20 protein-coding genes are annotated in these 18837 nt (G+C 70.1%); 11 read left to right on the top strand and 9 right to left on the bottom strand.

Going from position 1 to position 18837, the window contains the following annotated elements; genetic code table 11:
• Positions 1-79: 79 nt before the first annotated feature.
• Positions 80-499, bottom strand: coding sequence for a nuclear transport factor 2 family protein (locus FJ091_19235; GenBank protein ID MBM4385494.1), 420 nt, complete (start codon positions 497-499; stop codon positions 80-82).
• A gap of 132 nt (positions 500-631) precedes the next feature.
• Between FJ091_19235 and FJ091_19230 the strand changes: the two genes are divergently transcribed.
• The 3 genes from FJ091_19230 to FJ091_19220 are packed head-to-tail and all read left to right on the top strand — an operon-like array spanning position 632 to position 3622.
• Positions 632-1204: a pyridoxamine 5'-phosphate oxidase family protein gene (locus tag FJ091_19230; protein ID MBM4385493.1), complete on the top strand. Its 573-nt coding sequence runs from the start codon at positions 632-634 to the stop codon at positions 1202-1204.
• A 19-nt stretch (positions 1205-1223) separates the two neighbouring features.
• Complete coding sequence (locus tag FJ091_19225) at positions 1224-2714, top strand: carboxylesterase/lipase family protein (protein MBM4385492.1); 1491 nt, start codon at positions 1224-1226, stop codon at positions 2712-2714.
• Positions 2711-3622: an alpha/beta hydrolase gene (locus FJ091_19220; protein ID MBM4385491.1), complete on the top strand. Its 912-nt coding sequence runs from the start codon at positions 2711-2713 to the stop codon at positions 3620-3622. The genes FJ091_19225 and FJ091_19220 overlap by 4 nt, the downstream gene beginning before the upstream one ends.
• A 25-nt stretch (positions 3623-3647) precedes the next feature.
• Here FJ091_19220 and FJ091_19215 read toward each other — a convergent pair whose 3' ends face one another.
• Together FJ091_19215 and FJ091_19210 are read right to left on the bottom strand one after the other, a co-directional pair.
• Positions 3648-4676, bottom strand: coding sequence for an alpha/beta hydrolase (locus FJ091_19215; protein ID MBM4385490.1), 1029 nt, complete (start codon positions 4674-4676; stop codon positions 3648-3650).
• Positions 4677-4679: 3 nt separating this feature from the next.
• Positions 4680-5492, bottom strand: coding sequence for a sugar phosphate isomerase/epimerase (locus FJ091_19210; GenBank protein MBM4385489.1), 813 nt, complete (start codon positions 5490-5492; stop codon positions 4680-4682).
• Positions 5493-5567: 75 nt separating this feature from the next.
• Here FJ091_19210 and FJ091_19205 point away from each other — a divergent pair, with 75 nt between their 5' ends.
• From FJ091_19205 to FJ091_19180, 6 genes are all read left to right on the top strand, one after another.
• Positions 5568-6749: an amidohydrolase gene (locus tag FJ091_19205; GenBank protein MBM4385488.1), complete on the top strand. Its 1182-nt coding sequence runs from the start codon at positions 5568-5570 to the stop codon at positions 6747-6749.
• Between the two features lie 14 nt (positions 6750-6763).
• Positions 6764-7942, top strand: a complete 1179-nt coding sequence (locus FJ091_19200; GenBank protein ID MBM4385487.1) for a cytochrome P450 — start codon at positions 6764-6766, stop codon at positions 7940-7942.
• Between the two features lie 47 nt (positions 7943-7989).
• Entirely contained in the window at positions 7990-8346 is a 357-nt protein-coding gene (locus FJ091_19195; protein MBM4385486.1) for a hypothetical protein, read from the top strand.
• A 173-nt stretch (positions 8347-8519) separates the two neighbouring features.
• Positions 8520-9917 carry a 4-hydroxyphenylacetate 3-hydroxylase gene (locus tag FJ091_19190; protein ID MBM4385485.1) on the top strand — a complete coding sequence of 466 codons (1398 nt, stop codon included), beginning with the start codon at positions 8520-8522 and terminating at the stop codon, positions 9915-9917.
• A gap of 154 nt (positions 9918-10071) precedes the next feature.
• Positions 10072-10950 carry a hypothetical protein gene (locus tag FJ091_19185; GenBank protein ID MBM4385484.1) on the top strand — a complete coding sequence of 293 codons (879 nt, stop codon included), beginning with the start codon at positions 10072-10074 and terminating at the stop codon, positions 10948-10950.
• On the top strand, positions 10925-11197 hold the full coding sequence (locus FJ091_19180) for a hypothetical protein (GenBank protein ID MBM4385483.1): 273 nt from the start codon (positions 10925-10927) through the stop codon (positions 11195-11197). The genes FJ091_19185 and FJ091_19180 overlap by 26 nt, the downstream gene beginning before the upstream one ends.
• Before the next feature lie 74 nt (positions 11198-11271).
• On the opposite strand, the gene FJ091_19175 is transcribed toward FJ091_19180, so the two are convergent.
• Positions 11272-12480 carry a hypothetical protein gene (locus FJ091_19175; GenBank protein ID MBM4385482.1) on the bottom strand — a complete coding sequence of 403 codons (1209 nt, stop codon included), beginning with the start codon at positions 12478-12480 and terminating at the stop codon, positions 11272-11274.
• Positions 12477-13478 carry a M48 family metallopeptidase gene (locus tag FJ091_19170; protein MBM4385481.1) on the bottom strand — a complete coding sequence of 334 codons (1002 nt, stop codon included), beginning with the start codon at positions 13476-13478 and terminating at the stop codon, positions 12477-12479. The genes FJ091_19175 and FJ091_19170 overlap by 4 nt, the downstream gene beginning before the upstream one ends.
• A gap of 56 nt (positions 13479-13534) precedes the next feature.
• On the opposite strand from FJ091_19170, the gene FJ091_19165 reads away from it, so the two are divergent.
• Positions 13535-14317, top strand: coding sequence for an enoyl-CoA hydratase/isomerase family protein (locus FJ091_19165; protein MBM4385480.1), 783 nt, complete (start codon positions 13535-13537; stop codon positions 14315-14317).
• 177 nt (positions 14318-14494) lie between these two features.
• Here FJ091_19165 and FJ091_19160 read toward each other — a convergent pair whose 3' ends face one another.
• Both FJ091_19160 and FJ091_19155 read right to left on the bottom strand, forming a co-directional pair.
• On the bottom strand, positions 14495-15004 hold the full coding sequence (locus FJ091_19160; protein ID MBM4385479.1) for a VOC family protein: 510 nt from the start codon (positions 15002-15004) through the stop codon (positions 14495-14497).
• A 30-nt stretch (positions 15005-15034) separates the two neighbouring features.
• The gene (locus tag FJ091_19155) at positions 15035-15838 is read right to left on the bottom strand and encodes a glucose 1-dehydrogenase (protein ID MBM4385478.1); all 804 of its coding nucleotides are present in this window, start codon (positions 15836-15838) and stop codon (positions 15035-15037) included.
• Positions 15839-15892: 54 nt separating this feature from the next.
• On the opposite strand from FJ091_19155, the gene FJ091_19150 reads away from it, so the two are divergent.
• Positions 15893-17590: an NAD(P)/FAD-dependent oxidoreductase gene (locus FJ091_19150; GenBank protein ID MBM4385477.1), complete on the top strand. Its 1698-nt coding sequence runs from the start codon at positions 15893-15895 to the stop codon at positions 17588-17590.
• Here FJ091_19150 and FJ091_19145 read toward each other — a convergent pair whose 3' ends face one another.
• Both FJ091_19145 and FJ091_19140 read right to left on the bottom strand, forming a co-directional pair.
• Positions 17591-18055: a nitroreductase family deazaflavin-dependent oxidoreductase gene (locus FJ091_19145; protein MBM4385476.1), complete on the bottom strand. Its 465-nt coding sequence runs from the start codon at positions 18053-18055 to the stop codon at positions 17591-17593. It lies immediately after the preceding gene.
• Positions 18052-18660, bottom strand: coding sequence for a TetR family transcriptional regulator C-terminal domain-containing protein (locus FJ091_19140; GenBank protein MBM4385475.1), 609 nt, complete (start codon positions 18658-18660; stop codon positions 18052-18054). The genes FJ091_19145 and FJ091_19140 overlap by 4 nt, the downstream gene beginning before the upstream one ends.
• Positions 18661-18837 lie beyond the last annotated feature (177 nt).

Genomic DNA, 18837 nt, shown 5'->3' with positions numbered 1-18837 from the left:
TCGCGGCTTGCTGCAGACATCGAGCCCGCGTTTCGTCGTCAGGTGTTGGTGCGGTTGTTTTGAGGTTTCGCTTCGCGTCTCATGCGAGCAGTGGAAGATCCTGCGTCCAGTCGAGCACGAGCTCACGGCGAGCGAACAGCCACGTCCCCTGTTCTCGTCGGTACTCGTCCTGGTAGCGGATTCCCATGTCGAGCTTGCGCTTCACGCCCTTTTTCTCGTAGACGTGGCGCGCGACGCAGTAGGTCTCGCCGCTGGCGGATTCGCCGCGCACGTCGACGAGTTGTTGATGGACGCAGTGGTGCGTCGATTCGTACTGCTCGATCAGGCGTATGCCCTTCTCGATCTCGCCGTGCGCGCGCATCGAGTAGCCAGGGCCGCACAGCACGCCGTCCCGCGTGAACAGCGCGGAGAAGCCGACGAAGTCGCGGCGGTCGACGGCGCGCGCGTAACGGGCGGCGAGCTCTTGCAGCGCGAGGCGGTCTTCGATCGACGCAGGCATGGCGACTCCCCGAAGGCGCGCACGCTAGGAGACCGACCCGGGATGCGCGATCGGCGCACTCCGAGGGTCCGCCGGCAGCGCCTGCTGCCAGCGCCGCAGGCATCATAAGATGGGGCCTACTCGGAGGCATTCGTGAACCGCGCACAAGAAAAGTTCGGCGAACCGATCCCGCTCGTCGTGAAGAAGATCTTTCCCGTGATGAACGAGATGATCCGTGAGTTCGTGGCAGCGGCGCCGTTCGCAGTGCTCTCGACCGCGGACGCGCGCGGCAACTGCGACGCCTCGCCGAAGGGCGGCCTGCCCGGCTTCGTGAAGGTGCTCGACGAGAGGCGCTTGCTGTTGCCGGACGTCGCGGGCAACAACCTCTTTCAGTCCTACGAGAACCTCGAGACGAACGCGAAGGCGGCGCTGCTGTTCTTCATCCCGGGCTGCGACTGGAGCGTGCGCGTGAACGGCCGCGAGTCGGTCGTCGAGAAGACGGACGGACGGTTATCAGGGATCTCGCCCGAGGTGTTCGCAAGCGACGACAACACGAAGATCCTGCAGGGCCTGCTCATCGAGGTGGACGAGGCCTACGCGCAGTGTCCGCGCGCTTTCACGTTCTCGAAGCTGTGGGACACCGAGCGCATCGCGGAGACGCGCGCGACGAATCCGAACAAGCACTGGCTGGAGCGCTTCAAGGCCTCGATGGCGGGGCGCATGTGAGCGCTGCACCCTCGCGCGCATGACGCAAGCCAACACGCGCTCGGGTGAAGTTCGCGGTCGCGAGAAGAACGGTGTGCTGCTGTTCGCGGGGATCCCGTACGCGGCGCCGCCAGTGGGCGAGCGGCGCTTCCGGCCGCCCGAAGCGCCCGATCGCTGGAGTGGAGTCCGCGACGCAACGCGTTTCGGCCCGGCCGCGCCGCAGCCCCCCGGTGACGGCCTCGTCGGCAACCCCAACGTGCGCTGGGACGAAGCCGGGTGCCTCACCCTCAACGTGACGACGCCCGCGTGCGACGACGCGCGGCGGCCCGTGCTGGTGTGGATCCACGGCGGCGGCTTCCGCAGCGGGCAGGGCGCGATCCCTTGGTACGACGGCAGCTCGTTCGCGCGAGACGGCGTGGTCGTCGTCTCGATCAACTACCGCCTCGGCGCGCTCGGCTTCGCGCAGCTCGAAGCGATCGGCGGCAGTGATTATGGAACGAGCGGCTCCCTCGGCATTCAGGACCAGCTCGCCGCGCTGCGCTGGGTGCGAGACAACATCGCGTTCTTCGGCGGCGATCCCGCGCGCGTCACGATCGCGGGCGAATCCGCGGGCGGCATGAGCGTGGGCATTCTGCTCGGAGTCGCCGGTGCGGGCGGGCTCTTCCGCGGCGCGATCCCGCAGAGCGGCGCCGCGCAGCACGTGAGCGACAAGGCGGCCGGCGCGGTCGTCGCGGAGCACTTCGCGCGCGCGCTCGGCGCAGGCTCGATCACCGAGATGCTCGCGGCATCGCCGGAGCGCATCCTCGCCGCGCAGACCGAGGTGGAGAAGCTCTCGCGCGAGCGCGTGATCGCGGACGCGGCAGGCATCGGCGGCATGCCGTTCATGCCCGTGATCGACGGCGCAGCGATCCCGCGCGCGCCTCTCGACGCGGTGCGCGCGGGCGACGCGCGCGGCGTGAACGTGCTGGTCGGCACGAACGCGGACGAGATGACGCTGTTCGGCGTGCCGGAAGTCGACGACGCGAAGCTCTCGCGCTTCGCGGGCCGCTACTTCGCCGACGCGGAGCGCGCGCTCGCGGCGTATCGCGCGGATCATCCCGCCGCTTCGCCGCGCGAGCTCGCGCTCGCGATGTCGACGGATCACGTGTTCCGCATTCCCGCGGTGCGCCTCGCGGAGGCGCACCAAGCGAGCGGCGGGCGCACGTGGAAGTACCTGTTCACGTGGAAGTCGCGCGCGTTCGGCGGACGGCTCGGCGCGACGCACGCGCTCGAGATTCCGTTCGCGTTCAACACGCTCGATCGGCCCGGTGTTGACGCGATGCTCGGGCCCGGCGAGCGGCCCGACGCGCTTGCGCGCGTGATGCACGCCGCGTGGACGGCGTTCGTGAAGACGGGCGACCCCGCGTGCGGCGCAACCGGCGCGTGGCCTTGTTATGGCGGAGAGCGCTCGGTGATGGAGCTCGGCGATCGCGTCGGCGTGCTGCGCGATCCAGCCGCGAAGTCGCGCGCGGTGTGGGACGGCGTGAGATGAAGCGGGCAGTTCCGAGCGCGGAGTTCAGGGCGGCGCTCGCGAACTTTCCCAAGGGCATCGCGGTTCCCGGCGACTCGCACGAAGTCGTGCGCGCGAAGTTCAAGCCAGCGCACGGACACGATCCGGGACCGGACATCGCGGTCGAGCCCGCGAGCTATGGCGGAGTCGGCGGCGTGTGGGTCTCGCTGAAGACGAAGCGACATCGCGACGACGAGCCGGTGCTCCTGTTCCTCCACGGCGGCGCGCTCGTCTCGTGCACGGCAGCCGAGTACACGTTCTACGCCGCGTGGTTCGTGCGCGCGACCGGTGCGCGCGCGTTCGTCGTCGACTACCGCCTCGCACCCGAGCACCGTTTCCCCGCGGCGCTCGACGACTGCGTCGCGAGTCATCAGGGGCTGGTCGCGAGCGGCATCGCGCCGGAGCGCATCGCGCTGCTCGGCGACTCGTGCGGCGGCGGCTTCGTCGTGACGACGCTCGTGAAGCTGCGCGACCTCGGTGCACCGCTGCCCGCGTGCGCCGTCTCGCTCGGCGGCTGGCTCGACGCCGAGGTATCAGGGGACTCGGCGACGAATCCCGTGGCCGAGGACGTGTTCGTGAACGCCGAGTGGATGCGCGAGCGCTGGCGCGACTACCTCGGCCCCCACGGCGACGCGCGCCATCCGCACGTGTCGCCGATTCACGCGGACCTGCGCGGCCTGCCGCCGCTGCTGCTGCAGTACGGGCAGATCGACAGCGTGCGCGACGACGGCGTGCGCCTCGCTGCGCGCGCGGGCCGCGATGGCGTCGCGGTCACGCTCGAGATCTGGCCGGGCATGATCCACGGGTTCGTGGGCCTGCACGGCTTCTGCCCGGAAGCCGCGTGGGCCGTGAAGCACGCCGCCGAGTTCGTCGCGAGGCATGCGCGCTGAGACATTTCGGCCCGGCCTGATTGTCTCAGCGTGCGCGCGCGGCCAGCGAGTCCATCCACTCCACCGGCTCCTCGAGCGGCGCGTTGCCCTCGGCACCGGGCAGCATCACGGGCTCGTCAGCGGGCGGCGGCGCGCTGAACACGGCGATGCGATCGGCGAGCAGCTCCGCGTGCGTCACGGGCAGCATGTGGCTTCCGCCCGCGACCTCCACGAGCTCGGCGTGCGAGTTGTTACTCGCGAGCGCGCGGCCAACGCCGATCGGGACGAGGCGATCGTCGTCTCCGTGGATGACGAGAATGGGGAGATCGAGGCCCGCGCTATCGAGCGTCGCAGCCGCGGCGAGCGCGCCCTCGCGTACGTACGCGGTGCGAGCCTTCTCCTGCGCCATGTTCGCGGCGACTCCCGGCAGCCACCACGCAGGCTGCGGCTGCCCGCTGTAGGCGCGCTCGCTGATCGTGCGCTGCAGCCACTGGCCGGCCGGAGGAATGAGACGCATCCAGCGAATCACGACCGAGAAGACTGCCGCGAACGCGGGCGGCGGGCCCGAGGGGCCATCGCTGGGCCCCACGCTGCCGACCAGCACGAGCCGCGCGATGCGCTGCTCACCCGCGCTCATCGCTTCTTGATGCGCCGCCGTCAGCGCAGTGCCGCCGCCGTAGCTCCAGCCCACGACCGTCGCATCTGTTAGGTCCAGCGCCGCGAGTAGCTCGCGCAGCTCGCGCGCGTTCGCTTCGTACGAGAAGTCGTCGCCCGCGCGCGCGTCCGAGTGGCCGTAGCCGATGCGATCGAGCGCGATCGCGCGGCGGCCGTGCGCCGCGAGCAGCTCGGTCGTCTCGCGCCACTCGCTCGCTTGGCCCGGCAGCCCGTGCACGAGCACGACCGCCGGCCCTTCGCCGCGCTCGACGTAGTGCATGCGCGCGCCGCTCGCGAGCGTTGCGAAGTTCTCCGCCGGGGAAAGCGAGGGAGGCTTCACGGGAAACACCGCGAACCACAGCGGCGGCAGCGCGATCGCGGCGGCGAGCACGAGCAGCAGTGCGAGAACGACTCGACGCATCGCTCAGCTCCAGTAGCGAATCGCGCTCTCGTACACGCGGCGCGCGAACTCTTCGCGCGGCATCGAGCGCATCTCGCGGTTCAGCACCTCGACGCTCACCGGCGCGGCATAGCCCTTGTCGCGAAAGATTCGCGCGAAGCGCGCGAGGTCGAGCTCGCCCTCGCCCGGCAGCGCGCGCCGGTCGATCGTCTCGCTGAACAGGTCGTCGCTCGCGAGCCGCGGGTGGTCGTCGAACTGGAGGTAGGCGAGCTCGCTGGTCGTCAGGGACGCGAGATCCTCCCAGCTCGTCGGGCCGAACCGCGCATGCCACGTGTCCACCAGCATCGCGACGTCGGGCTGCGCGGCGCGGCGGATCACCTCGCGCGTGCGCGCCACGTCGTTCATCTCGCCCCACGCGAGGAACTCGAGCGAGAAGCGCGCGCCGGCGGGCCGCGCGATCTCGAGCGCGCGGCGGAAGAGCGCGAGCGTCTCGTCGCGGATCGGCGCGGTGAAGCAGCAGTGCACCCACTCCGCGCGCAGCGCGGCGGCAGCTTCGCTGCATCGCTCCGCGAGCTCGAGCGTCTCGCGCTCGTCCTCGGTCACGGTGAGGTCCTGCACCGCGAAGCAACGCAGGCCGTGCTCGCCGAGCAGCTCCGCGATGTCGCGCAGCGAGCCGCGCTTCTGCGTGAAGTGCGAGAGCGTGCCGCGATGATCGACGCCGATGCCCGCGAAGCCCGCCTTCGCCGCGCCGCGAATCTGCGCGGGCAGATCGGGATCGTCGGTCCCGAAGTAGGGCGAGTACTGAATCGTCTCGTAGATGAGGTCGAAGCGGGCCACGCAGCGCAGCCTATCACCGCCCGTCTGCGCCCCTCCGGCCTGGCGTATGCTGGCTCGCCTCGCGAAGGGGCCGACATGGCGCAGGCGTCTTTCGGGATCTTCGACGCGGACAATCACTACTACGAGCCGCGCGACGCCTTCACGCGCTACCTCGAGCCGCAGCACCGCGAGCGCGCGGTGCGCGTCGAGACCGACGCGCGCGGCAAGGACACGATCTTCGTCGCCGGCGTGAAGCATCACTTCACGCCGCCCACGTTCGACTTGGTGCCGCCGCCCGGGCGCCTCGCGGACATGCTGAAAGCGAACGGGGAGGGGACCGCAGCGTCGTTCCTGAAGCCGATGCAGCCCGCTTATCAGGAGCGCGCGGCGCGTCTCGCGGTGATGGACGCGCAGGGCGTCGAGACGTGCCTGATGTTTCCGACGTTCGGCGTGACCTGGGAGCACGCACTGCGAGACGACGCCGAGACGACCTTCGCGAGCGCGCGCGCGTTCAATCGCTGGCTCGAAGAAGACTGGGGCTTCGCGTACCAGAATCGGATCATCGGCGTGCCGCTGCTCTCGCTGATCGACGTCGATCTCGCCGTGCGCGAGCTCGACTCGCTGCTCGCGCGAGGCGCGCGCATGGTGCATCTGCTCGCGGGTCCGGTGAACGGCCGCAGCCCCGGCGACCCGCACTTCGATCCCGTGTGGTCGCGGCTCGCCGAGGCGCGCGTGCCGGTCGCGTACCACGCCGCCGAGTCCGGCTACAACGAGCTCTTGTCGACGCAGTGGGGGCACGCGCCGCGCCCGCGCTCGCACCATCAGAGCGCTTGGCAGAACGCGTTCGCGTTCATCGAGGCGCCGATCATGCACACGCTCGGCGCGCTGATCTTCGACAACGTGTTCGGGCGCTTCCCCAGCGTGAAGGTCGCCACGATCGAGTGCGGCAGCGCGTGGGTTCCCTACCTGATCAAACGTCTCGACAAGGCGCAGCGCTCCGCCACCTCGCACTCGCCGTGGATCGGCGGGCGCCCGAAGGACAAGGCGAGCGACATCTTCCGCGCGCACGTGCGCGTGAATCCGTTCCCCGAAGAGGATCACGCGCTGCTGTTCGAGTTCCTGCAGCCCGAGCACTTGTTATTCGGATCGGACTGGCCTCACCCGGAGGGCATTCCCGAGCCGGCTGCGTACCCGAGCTACCTGCCTGCCGGAACGAGCGAGGCCGCGATCCGCACCATGATGCGCGACAACGGGCGCGCGCTGCTCGGTCTCACTTAGTCACTGGAGTTGCCGTGGAAGCCGCCGCGCTCGACCCGCTGTTCGATGAGTTCTCGAAAATTGGCTCGCTGGGCCCACCCGATCCGTACGCGTTCTTCGGCGCGATGCGGAAGCAAGGCCCCGTGCTCCCGAGTCCGATGGGCGACGGCTCCCTGCTCGCGCTCGGCTACGACGCGGTGTCGCAGGTGTTCCGCGACTCCCGCACCTACTCGTCCACGGGCTACGCGAACGTCGTCGGCAAAGTGTTCGGGCACAGCATCCTCGAGATGGATCCGCCCGAGCACACCCGCTATCGCGCGCTCGTGCAGCAAGCGTTCACGCGCCGCTCGCTCGAGCTCTGGCGCGACAAGCTCGTAGTGCCATACGCGAACGAACTCATCGACGCGATCGCGCCGAAGGGCCGTGCGGACCTAACAAGGGAGTTCGCGTTTCCGTTCCCGCTCGCGATCATCGCGGGCATGCTCGATGTGCCGGAGCGCGATCGGCTCGAGTACATGCGCCTCGCGATCGAGATCCTCTCCGGCGAAGCGGGCGCCACGAAGGCGCTGCACGCGAGCAAGGCGCTCGCCGACTACTTCGCGCCGCGCATCGAAGCCGCGCGCGGCAAGCCGGGCGAGGATCTCATCACGCTGCTCGCGAACGCCGAGCTCGACGGCGCCCGGCTCAGCGTGGAGGAGATCCTCCCGTTCATCCGCTTGCTCTCGCCAGCGGCGTTCGAGACGACCGCGCGCGCGTTTTCGAACCTGATGTGCGCGCTGCTGAACAACCCCGAGCAGCTCGACGCCGTGCAGCGCGACAAGAAGCTGATTCCGCAGGCGGTGCAGGAGGGCCTGCGCTGGGAGCCGCCGCTCGTCGCGTTCTCGCGCTGGGCCACGCGCGACACCGAGCTGTGCGGCGTGCCGGTGAAGGCGGGCTGCGCGGTCGCGCCGATCGTGGGCGCCGCGAACCGCGACCCCGAGCGCTGGGAGAACCCCGACGCGTTCGACATCCACCGCCCCGCGAAGCCGCACATCGCCTTCGCGATGGGCGCGCACACCTGCCTCGGCATGCACCTCGCGACGCTCGAGCTCGAGACCGCGCTCGAGTTGTTACTGAAACGCCTCCCGAACCTGCGTCGCGACCCAGACGCGCCGGCGCCCAAGATCACGGGCGGCAGCTTCCGCACCGCGATCTCGTTGCCGGTGGTGTTCTGAGCGAGCAGCTGGGCGTTCGCCATCCGATTGCCCGCACGGCGGCGATCGTGGGCACTGGGCTTCAAGTCGCGACCCCGATCGCCCTTGCCGTAGCGCTCGCGGAGGTCTTCAGCGCGTTTCAAGAGATGTCGGCTGCCGGTACGGCCAACGCGAGGGAGCTCGCAGACGCGATTGGAGCAGCGCTTCCGCAGGTTCTATTCGCCGGCCTGTTCGGATCTCTGGGCGCTGTGATCAGCTTGCTGACCGTCTTGTTCACGAACTATCGATCGCGCTGGTTCTTTTGGTGCTCGTTGGGCCTGGCGGTCTTCAACCTCTCGGGAGTTCCCTGGGCGACGCTGCTTGCGCTCGCCCAGCTAGCGGTGTTTGTCGTGAAACGACGCGAGTTCTTCGTGCGAAGTGACTGATCACCGGGGCCCCACGAAATCTCGGAGTCGGACGGACTCGGACTCCGAGACTTCATGGAGTCCCGACCGTGCTCCTGGACCCCCCAGGCCACCTGCGACCTGGCCCGCGCAGCGGCGAAACGTCCGCGCGGCGCATTAACGTCGCGCTCCTACAACGAGGAGCACCTCCGCCCATGATGACCGGCGCGCAGTACAAGGCTTCGCTGAACGACGGACGCGCGACCTACTTCGAAGGCAAGCGCATCGACGACATCGAGGGCGACCCGGTGCTCGGCCACACGGTGAACGAGATCGCGGCCACCTACGACCGCTTCTACGCGCCCGGACCCGACGCGCGCAGCCCGCTGATGAGCGTGGCGCGCTCGGCGCAGGATCTGCGCGACCGCATCCCGATCCTCCACCAGGCCGATCTCGTCGCGAACGTCACTTATCAATCGATCATGACGCTGATGACCGCTGCGGCGAAGATCAGCGACTGCCCGAAGTACGTGGAGCGCATCGGCGCGTACGTCGATCGCGCGCAGAAGGACGACATCCGCATCGTCGAGTGCATCACCGACGCGAAGGGCGACCGCTCGCTCGCGCCCGGCAAGCAGCACGATCCCGACGCCTACGTGCGCGTGGTCGACCGCAAGCCCGGCGGCGTCGTGATTCGCGGCGCGAAGCTGCACATCTCGGGCGCGTCGTACGCGCACGACCTGATGACGATTCCGACCAAGGCGATGAAGGCGGGCGAAGAGGCGTACGCGATCGCGTGCGTGGTGCCGGTGAGCTCGCCGGGCGTGCGCATCGTGAACACGACCTACGCGCCGCGCGGCGGCGACGCGCGCACGTTCCCGATCTCGGCGCATCACCACATGCCCGAAGGTTTCGTGATCTTCGACGACGTGTTCGTGCCCGAGGAGCGCGTGTTCCTCGACGGCGAGACGCGCCACGCCGCGATCTTTGCCCACTCGCTCGGCCTGTGGGAGCGCCTCGGCGGGCTCTCCGCATTCGTGGAAGAGGGCGATCAGCTGGTCGGTTTCGCGCAGCTGATGGCGGAGGCGAACGGCCTCGCGGGCGAGCCGCACATCCGCGAGAAGATCTCCGAGATGATCATTCACGCGACGATCCTGCGCGCCGGACTCGAGGCGGCGATCGCGAACTGCTCGATCACGCCGGAAGGCGCGGCGTCGCCCGACGAGCTCTACACGAACGCGGCGAAGTATTACGGCGCCGCGAACTACAACCTGATGGTTCGCCACCTGCACGACATCGCGGGCGGCGCAGTCGTTACGACGCCGGCGATGGCCGATCTCGAGAACGGCGAGGTCGGCCACCTCGTGCGCAAGTACATGTCGACGGGCCCCGGCGTCGACGGCGAGTACCGCATGCGGCTGTTCCACGCGATCCGCGATCTCACGGCGGACTCGCTCGGCGGCTGGAAGGCGGTGACGAACATCCAGGCGGGCGGCGGCCTCTACGCGCAGCGCATCGTGACGCGCAGGTACTACGACCTCGCAGGCGCGAAGAAGAAGGCGCTCGCGCACGCGCGCATCGAGAACGCGCCGGATCTCTCGAAGAAGCGCTGACGCGAGGCGAGCGGCGCTCGCCTTTACGTTGCGTTTACACGGCCTGGGCTGCGAGGCGCGTCGCAGACTGCGCGCGCGAGTAGAGTGCGCGCGTGCCTGCGGAACTCGCGCTCGCGCGCGGGGTTCGCACGCCTCGTCCTTTCGAGGAGATGCGATGCGCGCGCTCGCCGCCTTCACGCTCGCCCTAATCACTTCGCTCGCAGCCGCGGGAGAGCCGCTCGCGCGCGAAGACGTGCCGGAGCCGCTGCGGCCCTGGATCGACTGGGCGCTGCGCGGCTCCGAGGCGGAGACGTGTCCGATGCTCGCGGGCGCCGGCGCGCGCAGCTGCGTGTGGCCCGGGCGGCTCTCGCTCTCACTCGACGCGCGCGGCGGCACGTTCGAGCAGGAGGTGTTCGTCGCGATCGAGAGCGACGTACCGCTGCCCGGCGGCGCAGGCGCGTGGCCTGAAGACGTGCGCGCGGACGGCGCAGCCATGGGCGTGATCGATCGCGGCGCGCCTTCGGTTCGCCTCGCGCGCGGCGTGCATCGCCTCAGCGGCCGCTTCGCGTGGAACGCGCTGCCGCCCGGGCTCGCGGTGCCGCTCGAGACGGGCATCGTCGACCTCACGCTGAACGGCGCGCGCATCGCGCGACCGCGGCGCGCCGAAGGCGGCTCGCTCTGGCTGCGCGACGCCGGCGCCGCGCCGAGTGCGCGGCCCGCGGAGAATCGCGTCGATGTCGAGGTGCACCGCCTGCTCGAAGACGGCGTGCCGCCGCGGCTCACGTCCGTAATCACTCTGCGCGCCTCGGGGGAAGCGCGCGAGGAAGTGCTCGGCGTTGCGCTGCCCGCGGGCATGCTGCCGACGGCGCTCGTTTCGGCGCTACAACGCGATGTGGGAGGCCCTCGAGCAGCGCCACGACCGCGGCACGCCGTTGCCCGTCGTCGACAAGCTCGCCGAAGCGAACGGCGACCTCGTGCGCGACGCGTACGGCAACGCGGTCGGCGGCCTGCGCCTCCCGGAGCTCGACGTGCCGGTGGCGACCTACACGCCTAACAACACGGTCGACCCCACGCTGCCGGACTTTCTGCAGCCGATCGGCGGGCTCGTGTGCCGACTCTCGGGTGCGGTCACGCCGTTCTCGCAGGCGCAGCTGCGCGCGCTGTACCCGACGCACGGCCGCTTCTGGCGCCCGTACCTGCGCCGGTTGAACCGGCTGATCGAACGGCGCTTCCTGCTGCCCGAAGATGCGGCAAAGCTGCGCGCGAGAATCCCGGCGACCGTGAGCGGCTGGCTGGACTGAACCCATCTCGAACGCGCGCCTGGCCAGCCGGCCAAATCGGCGCGCCGGGCTCGGTCCGGAATTCCGAGAGGGTTCTAGAGCGTCAGCCAGCGGAGCTTCTCGGCGAGCCCGACGAACTCGTCGGGACGGCCATTCACGAGATAGGGCGCCGCTCCGGCCGCAGCCCACGCGATCGCCACCGCCGCGGCGACTCGGAGCGAGCGGCGATCGCCCGCGCGGTACCAGAGCGGAAGCGCGAGGGGTAGCGCGTAGAGCGCGGCGCTGAGCGGCGCGAGGTAGCGCAGCTGGTAGCTGTGGCCGCGCACGCCTAACAACGTGAACACCGCGATGCCGAGCGCGAGCCAAGCGAGCAACGCCCAGCTCTCGGCGCTGCGCGGCGCGCTCGCGCGCTTCCACGCGAAAGCTGCGGCTCCGACGACGAAGACCGGCGCACAGACCGCGAGCTTCGCGAGATAGAAGTGCCACGGCTTCGTGGCGGCTGCGGCAATCATCGGGAAGCGCCGCATCGTCTCGGCGTCGGCCTGCACCCACGACGGCATGAAGGTTCCGTACGTCGCGAAGAACGTGAGCAGCCACGGAGCAAGCAGCAGGGTTGCGGGCGCCGCCGCGCAGGCGAGATCGCCGAGGCGCGCGCGCAGCGGCGCGCTCCGTAACAACACCGCGAGCGCGATCGGCCCCGCGGCGAGCAGGCCCGGCAGCTTCGCGAGTGCGGCGAGGCCGAGCGCGATGCCGGACGCCGCGAGCCACACGCGCCGGCGCTCGCGCGGGGCGCCCACGATCGCGAGCGCGACAGCAAGCGTCGCGAGGCCGCCCACCAACGCGTCGATCCAGAGCTTTCGCGCGACGTGCACGAACACCGGGTCGAGCGTGACGCCCAGCAAAGGAATCCAAAGCGCTCGCAGTGGCGGCTCATCGCTCTCGGCCCGCGCGTGCAAGTGCACGCCGATCAGCGCGACCGCGAAGATCACGAGCGCGTGGCCGAGCACCGAGATCGCGATGGCTTCGCGGCGCAGCTCGCGCGTTGCGAACGGCGCGAGCAGTGCGGGGTAGAGCGGCGGGTGGTGGAAGAGCGGCTTGTCGTACATGCGCCGCGAGAGCTTCGAGAGGAACGGCGCGCCGCGCAGCGTGTAGCGGCCGTGCTCGCCGAGGTGCTTCGCGACGGTCCAGTAGATCACTTCGTCGGGCTCGCGATGCTCGAAGCGCAAGCTCGGCAGCTTCGTCACGAGCATCAGCGCAAGGAACGGCGCGGCGACCAGGAGCGCGCGCGAGAGAGGCGAGCTCACCGCGGGCCATCCAGCGTGAGGCCGCGCTCTTCTGCGGGCGGATGCGTCGACAAGTACGCCGGGATCGCGCCGGTGCCGCTCGCGGCTTCGAGGCGCGCGAGCATGCGCGAGAGCGCGCGGGGGTCGAGCTGGGCTTCGGCCAGGATGCGCTGCGCGAAGCCGTCGGCTTCGTGCTCGAACTCGCGCGAGTAGGAGAGCTGCAGCAGCGCGGGCGCGGCGGCAGCGAGGCCGCTGAAGTCGCCGAGCGCGCCGGCCGCGAGCGCGCCGATGCCGAGCGCCTGGAGCAGCGCGCGCACACCGTGGCGGTGATGCACGTGGCCGAGCTCGTGCGCGAGCACCGCGGCAAGCTCGTCGTCGCTCTCTGCGAGCGCGACGAGCTCATCGGTCACGACGATCGCGCCGTGCGGCAGCGCGAACGCGTTGGCGCCGACCTCGGCGCCGCCCGCGCGGAACTCGAGGCGCGGCTCGACGGCGAGCGGCGCGAAGCTGCGCATCCGCCCGAACAGCGCGCGGATCTCGGCGCGGCGCGCTTCGCTCAGCTCGCTCGGCCCGAACGACGCGTCCATCGTGTCTGCCACGCTCTCGCCGAGCTTCACGTCTACCGCGTGCGGGAGGCCGCGCGCCACGAGCGAGGCGGCTGCGGGCACGCCGAACTTCACGACGGCGAAGATCAGGCCGATTGTCAGGGCCATCGAGCCGGCCGCGCGCAGCGCGCGCCGCGTGCGCACGGCGGCTGCGCCTGCCTCGCCGCCTTGCACGCGCGCCACCCAGAGCTCGAGCTCGTCGTCGGCGTTCAGCGCGAGCGTGGCGCCATCCGGCAGCGCGATTGCGCGCGAGCCGTCCTTCGCGCGCGCGCCGATGCGCAGCGTCTTCGCCGAGAGCGAGCGCGTCGGGCCGGCGCCCTCGACGTGCAGCTCGCCGTCCTCGAACGCGTGCACCACCACGGGCTTCGTGCGCCCGCCGTGCGCCTCGCGCAGCTGTCCATCGAGCTCGATCACGCGCTTCGCTCCCGACCGTACGTTTCGGCGATAGCGTGCCCGACCCGGAGGCTCCCGTGACGGAATACAAGACGCTGCTCGTCGACGACCCCGCGCCCCGCGTGCGCCGCATCACGCTGAATCGCCCTGACAAGCGCAACGCGATCTCCAACGAGCTGCGCGCCGAGCTGCTCGCGGCGCTGCAGGCTGCGGACCGCGACGACGCGATCAGCGTCTCGATCGTGCGCGGCGCGGGGCCGTGCTTCTCGTCGGGCTACGACCTGAAGAGCGACCTGCTCGCGAACCAGCCGTACTTCACCGCGAACGTGGGCCTGCAGTGGGCGCGTCACGTGAGCGAGGGCTGGATGTCGCTGTGGGACCTCGCGAAGCCGGTGATCGCCCAGGTCCACGGCTTCGCGATGGCGGGCGGCCTCGAGCTGGTGGGCGCGTGCGACCTCGCCTACGCGGCGAGTGACGCCAAGCTCTCGCACCCCGTACTGAAGATTGCCGGCCTGCCGGACTTCGCGTGGTTTCCCGTGATGCTGCAGCCGCGACACGCGATGGAGCTGCATCTCACGGGTCGCGTGTACACGGGCGAAGAAGCCGAGCGCGTGGGCCTCGTGAATCGCGCGTTCGCGCCGGACGAGCTCGACGCGCGCGTGCTCGAGATCGCGAGCGCGATGGCGCAGACGCCCCTCGCCGTGCTCAGCGTGAACAAACGCTTCGTGCACACCGCGCTCGAAGCGCGCGGCGCGCGCGCGACCGTCCGCACCGGCGGCGATCTCCAAGCGGGCCCGCACATGCAGGCCGTGCGGCAGAGCGCGGAGCAGATCATGAGCAAGGTGAAGGGCGGGGCCTAGCAAGCGGCGCGTCGCCGCGCGCAGAGAGGCGCAGCCGAGCGGAGATCGAACAGTGGCCTCGGTCTCGTTGACCCTCGGTGTGCGGTGTTCGCGAATCCCCGAGGCGACACCCCGCGCAAGCGGCGCTTCGCCGCGGGCAGCGAGGCGCAGCCGGCGCGGTGTTCGCGCGATCCGTCCTCAGGCCTTCGCGGGCGGAGTGAACACTTCCTTGATGCGCGAGTGACGCAGGCCCGGCTCGAGCTCGATCAGCTCGACGATGTTGCCGTTCGGGTCATAACAACACGCGCAGGCGACGATGCCCGCGGCCGGGATCGACGTGGGCTCGGGCGTCGTGAACTTCACGCCCTGCGCCGCGAGCGCGCGATGCGCGGCCGGCACGTTGCGCGTGCGGAACGCGATCACGCGCGGCACGCGCGAAGGAGAAGGCTCGGGGAAGTCGGCCTTCGGCTCGAGCCACTCGATCAAGTCGATCATCGGTCCGTTCGGATCGCTCGGCAGGATCATGAGCACACCGCGGCCCGCGGTGTCGCCGAGGCCGAACGACACGCCGCTGCCATTCGGCCACACGGCGTCGCGCCGGTCCGAGACGACCTCGAAGCCGAGCCGGCGGTAGAACTGCACGGACTCCTCGATGTCCCTGCAGTTGATGATCGTGTGATAGAGGTGCTGCAGGGTGAAGTCGCTCATGCGGGTCTCCCTTCGAATCGAAGCGGGCGCTCAGCCCGCGAACGCGCCCCCGTCGATCACGAGCTCGGTGCCGGTCACGAAGCGCGCGCCGTCGCTCGCGAGGTAGACGACGCCCGCGGCGATGTCGTCGGGCGTGCCGACGACACCGAGTGGTGTCGCGGCGAGCGCCGCCTCGCGCGTGCTCGCCATGCGCGAGGGAATGACGGGGTCGCCTGCCGGCGGAGCGAGGCCGTCGCTCGCCATCTTCGCCCAAAGCGGCGTCTCGATTCCGCCGGGGTGCACTGAGTTCACTCGCACCCCGTTGCGCGCCTGCGCGCATTCGAGTGCGACGGCCTTCGTGAAGAGCCGCACGCCACCCTTGGTGGCGCAGTAACCGGTGAGCCCCGGCGCTCCCTGAAGGCCCGCGACCGACGAGACGTTGATGATCGAGCCGCCGCCCGACGCGACCATCAGCGGGAGCGCGGCCTTCGTGCCGAGGAAGACGCCGTCGAGGTTCACCGCCAGCTGGCGGCGCCACGAGGCGTACGAGAGCTCGAGCAACGGCGCTGCGATGCAGATGCCTGCGTTGTTCACGAGGACGTGCAGCGCGCGAGCCTCCGCACGCACGCGCGCGATGGCCGCCGTCCACGCCGTTTCGTCGGTGACGTCGAGCGCGAGCGCAGATGCCGCGGCGCCAGCGGCTGCGATCGTCGCGCATGCGTCGCGCGCACCGCGCTCGTCCACGTCCGCGACGAAGACGCGCGCACCCTCGCCGGCGAGTGCTCGCGCGCAGGCGAGGCCGATCCCGCTCGCGGCGCCCGTCACGAGCGCGACCTTCCCGTTCAAGCCTGTCATCGCGTTCCTCGCGTAGTAGCGCGAGCCCCTGCGAAGCTCCGCGCGGCGCAATGTATGAGAACTCCGCGTCGCATTGCCGCACGCACTGGCAAGCGCGCGCGCGCAGGGCGTAGCCTTGCCCGCAGAGGACCGGCAGTGAGCGCTTCGTTTCGCACGAGCACGCAGCTTGCGGACGCGTACGACGTAGTCGTCGTAGGCGCCGGCTTCGGCGGCCTCTACGCATTGCATCGGCTGCGGGGCGACGGCTTCTCGGTGCGCGTGTATGAGGCGGGCCACGGCGTCGGGGGTACGTGGTTCTGGAATCGCTACCCAGGCGCGCGCTGCGACGTCGAGAGCCTCGCGTACTCCTACTCGTTCTCGCGCGAGCTCGAGCTCGAGTGGGACTGGAGCGAGCGCTACGCGACGCAGCCCGAGATTCTTCGCTACGCGAACCACGTCGCCGATCGCTTCGATCTCCGGCGCGACATCCAGTTCAACACCCGCGTCGAGTCGGCGCACTGGGACGAAGCGGCCTCACGCTGGCGCGTCGCGCTCTCGAGCGGCGAGCGCGTGAGCGCGCAGTTCGTCGTGATGGCGACGGGCTGCCTTTCGGCGACGAACACGCCGAAGTTCCATGGCCTCGACACCTTCGCGGGCCGCATCGTGCACACCGGGCAGTGGCCAGAGGAGGGCGTCGACCTCGCGGGCAAGCGCGTCTCGATCATCGGCACCGGCTCTTCGGCGGTGCAGTCGATCCCGATCCTCGCCGAGCAGGCGGCTCACCTCACGGTGTTCCAGCGCACCGCGAACTACTCGATGCCGTCGCGCAATGCGCCGCTCGAGCCGAGTTATCAGGCGGAGGTGAAGCGGACCTACGCCGAGTTTCGCAAGCCGTACGCCGGCGGAGATTTCGGTCTCGACTTCGACCCGAACGCGAGCCTCTGGGCGAACGCGACGCCCGCAGAGCGGCGCACGGAGTTCGAGAAGCGCTGGCAGATCGGCGGGCTCGGGCTCGTGGGCTCCTACGCCGACGTGTTCACGAGCCCCGAAGCGAACGACGCCGTATGCGAGTTCATTCGCGGGAAGATCCGCGAGACGGTGCGCGACCCCGCCGTGGCGGAGCTGCTGTCGCCCCACACGTTCATCGGCTGCAAGCGCCCGTGCGCGGATACGGGCTACTTCGAGACGTTCAACCGCGAGAACGTGACGCTCGTGGACATCAGTCAGTCGCAGATCGACGAGATCACGCCGCCGGGCGTGCGCGCGAACGGGCGCGAGTACGCCGCCGACGTGCTCGTGCTCGCGACCGGCTTCGACGCGATGACCGGCGCGCTGTTCCGAATCGACGTTCGCGGGCGCGGCGGCGCGGAGCTCCGCAACAAGTGGGCCGAGGGGCCGCGCACGCTGCTCGGCCTCGCGACCGAGGGCTTCCCGAACTTCTTCACGATCACCGGCCCCGGCAGCCCCTCGGTGCTCGCGAACATGATCATGGGCATCGAGCAGCACGTGGACTGGCTCGCGGACTGCTTCGCGCACATGCGCGCGCACGGCCTCGCGCGGATCGAAGCCGAGCGCGCCGCCGAGGACGAATGGGTCGCGCACGTCAACGAGATCGCCGGCCGCACGATCTACCCGACCTGCAACTCCTGGTACCTCGGCGCGAACATCCCCGGGAAGCCGCGCGTGTTCATGCCGTACCTCGGCTTCCCGCGATACAAGGCGAAGTGCGACGAGATCGCCGCGCAGGGCTACGTGGGCTTCGCGCTCGCCTGATTACTCGCGCGCTTCGAGGCGAAACAGCCAGATCTCGCGCGCGGGGTCCATGTCGTCGGCGCCGAGCTCGTACTTCGCTTCGAGCGCCGCGCGCGCGGCTTCGTACTCGGCAGCGTCTTCGACGCGGGTCGCGCGCAGCGCGTAGAGCGTGCCGTCGACGCGCAGCCGCACGCGCGGATCGGCCTGCACGTTCTTCACCCAGTCCCGTTCCGCGGGCGAGAGCGGGCCGCGGATCATCGAGGTCGGCACGTAGACCGCGCCACTCGCGGCGCCGATCCAGGTGTTCACGGAGTGCGGCGCGTCGGGGTTCGTTTCGAGCTGAACTTGCGTCACGTCCTCGACGAGCGCGGGCTCGAGCGCCGCCGTCGCGGCAGTCCCTGATAACTCGCCCCCGGCGAGCGGCCCGATGGGCCCGCCGCAAGCGAGCGCGAGCGCGACGGATCCGATGAGCCCGAGGCGCTTCATCTCTTTCTCCTTGGGCGCGCTCTCAGGCGATCGATTCTAGCATCGAGCTCGCGCTCGATGTCGTTCGTCGTGAGCGCGCGAGCCTCGAACGTCGCGAGCACGCCGATTCCCCAAGACAGCGCCGCGATGGCTGCGGCCTCGTCCTCGAGATCGAGCCGCGGCGCGAGCTCGCCGTCGCCGCGCGCTTGCTCGAGGCAGTGCACGATCACGCTGCGGAATGCTCGATGCCGGCGCTTCTGCGAGGAGGCGAGCTGAGGGTTCCGCGTCGCACGCCCCCAGAACGCGATCCAGAACACCCACTCCTCGCGCGCGTGCTTCGTGGTCGGCTTCACCTCGCCGAGCACCCCTCGTAATGCGGCGAGTCCGCGGAGCTTTCGGAGATGTCCGTCGAACCGGCGCTGCATCTCGCCGCCGATGAAGTCCATCGCGTACTCGAGCAGGTCGTCTTTCGTGGCGAAGTAGTGCGAGAGGCGCCCCACCGACCAGCCCGCGTAGTCCGCGACCGTGCGCACGGTCGCGTTCTCGATGCCGAGCTCGACGATCGCGCGCCACACCGCTTGCGCGAACTCGGCGCGGCTCTGCTCGTGGTCGACGATCTTCGGCACGCCCGAGCATCTACGCCGCGCCCCGAGCGGAGTCAACGCCGGAGTGCTTGTGACCTGCTGGCCGATTCTCGGACCGACTGATTCTTGAGAGAGAATGGCTTCCGACGGAAAGGAAGCCCCCATGAAGAAGAGTCGGTTTACGGAAGAGCAGATGGTGAAGATTCTGCGCGAGGCGGA

It is taken from the genome of Deltaproteobacteria bacterium, assembly GCA_016875395.1.
Taxonomy (GTDB): Bacteria; Myxococcota_A; UBA9160; order UBA9160; family UBA6930; genus VGRF01.
The sequence above is the reverse complement of the archived record's forward strand: the minus strand, read 5'-3'. Positions and strand labels throughout refer to the sequence as shown.

Bases quoted from the DNA above. Each gene is read 5' to 3' on its own strand.
- FJ091_19235 (MBM4385494.1), bottom strand. From the start codon at position 499: ATGCCTGCGTCGATCGAAGACCGCCTCGCGCTGCAAGAGCTCGCCGCC.
- FJ091_19225 (MBM4385492.1), top strand. From the start codon at position 1,224: ATGACGCAAGCCAACACGCGCTCGGGTGAAGTTCGCGGTCGCGAGAAG.
- FJ091_19220 (MBM4385491.1), top strand. From the start codon at position 2,711: ATGAAGCGGGCAGTTCCGAGCGCGGAGTTCAGGGCGGCGCTCGCGAAC.
- FJ091_19215 (MBM4385490.1), bottom strand. From the start codon at position 4,676: ATGCGTCGAGTCGTTCTCGCACTGCTGCTCGTGCTCGCCGCCGCGATC.
- FJ091_19205 (MBM4385488.1), top strand. From the start codon at position 5,568: ATGGCGCAGGCGTCTTTCGGGATCTTCGACGCGGACAATCACTACTAC.
- FJ091_19190 (MBM4385485.1), top strand. From the start codon at position 8,520: ATGATGACCGGCGCGCAGTACAAGGCTTCGCTGAACGACGGACGCGCG.
- FJ091_19185 (MBM4385484.1), top strand. From the start codon at position 10,072: ATGCGCGCGCTCGCCGCCTTCACGCTCGCCCTAATCACTTCGCTCGCA.
- FJ091_19160 (MBM4385479.1), bottom strand. From the start codon at position 15,004: ATGAGCGACTTCACCCTGCAGCACCTCTATCACACGATCATCAACTGC.
- FJ091_19155 (MBM4385478.1), bottom strand. From the start codon at position 15,838: ATGACAGGCTTGAACGGGAAGGTCGCGCTCGTGACGGGCGCCGCGAGC.
- FJ091_19150 (MBM4385477.1), top strand. From the start codon at position 15,893: ATGAGAACTCCGCGTCGCATTGCCGCACGCACTGGCAAGCGCGCGCGC.
- FJ091_19145 (MBM4385476.1), bottom strand. From the start codon at position 18,055: ATGAAGCGCCTCGGGCTCATCGGATCCGTCGCGCTCGCGCTCGCTTGC.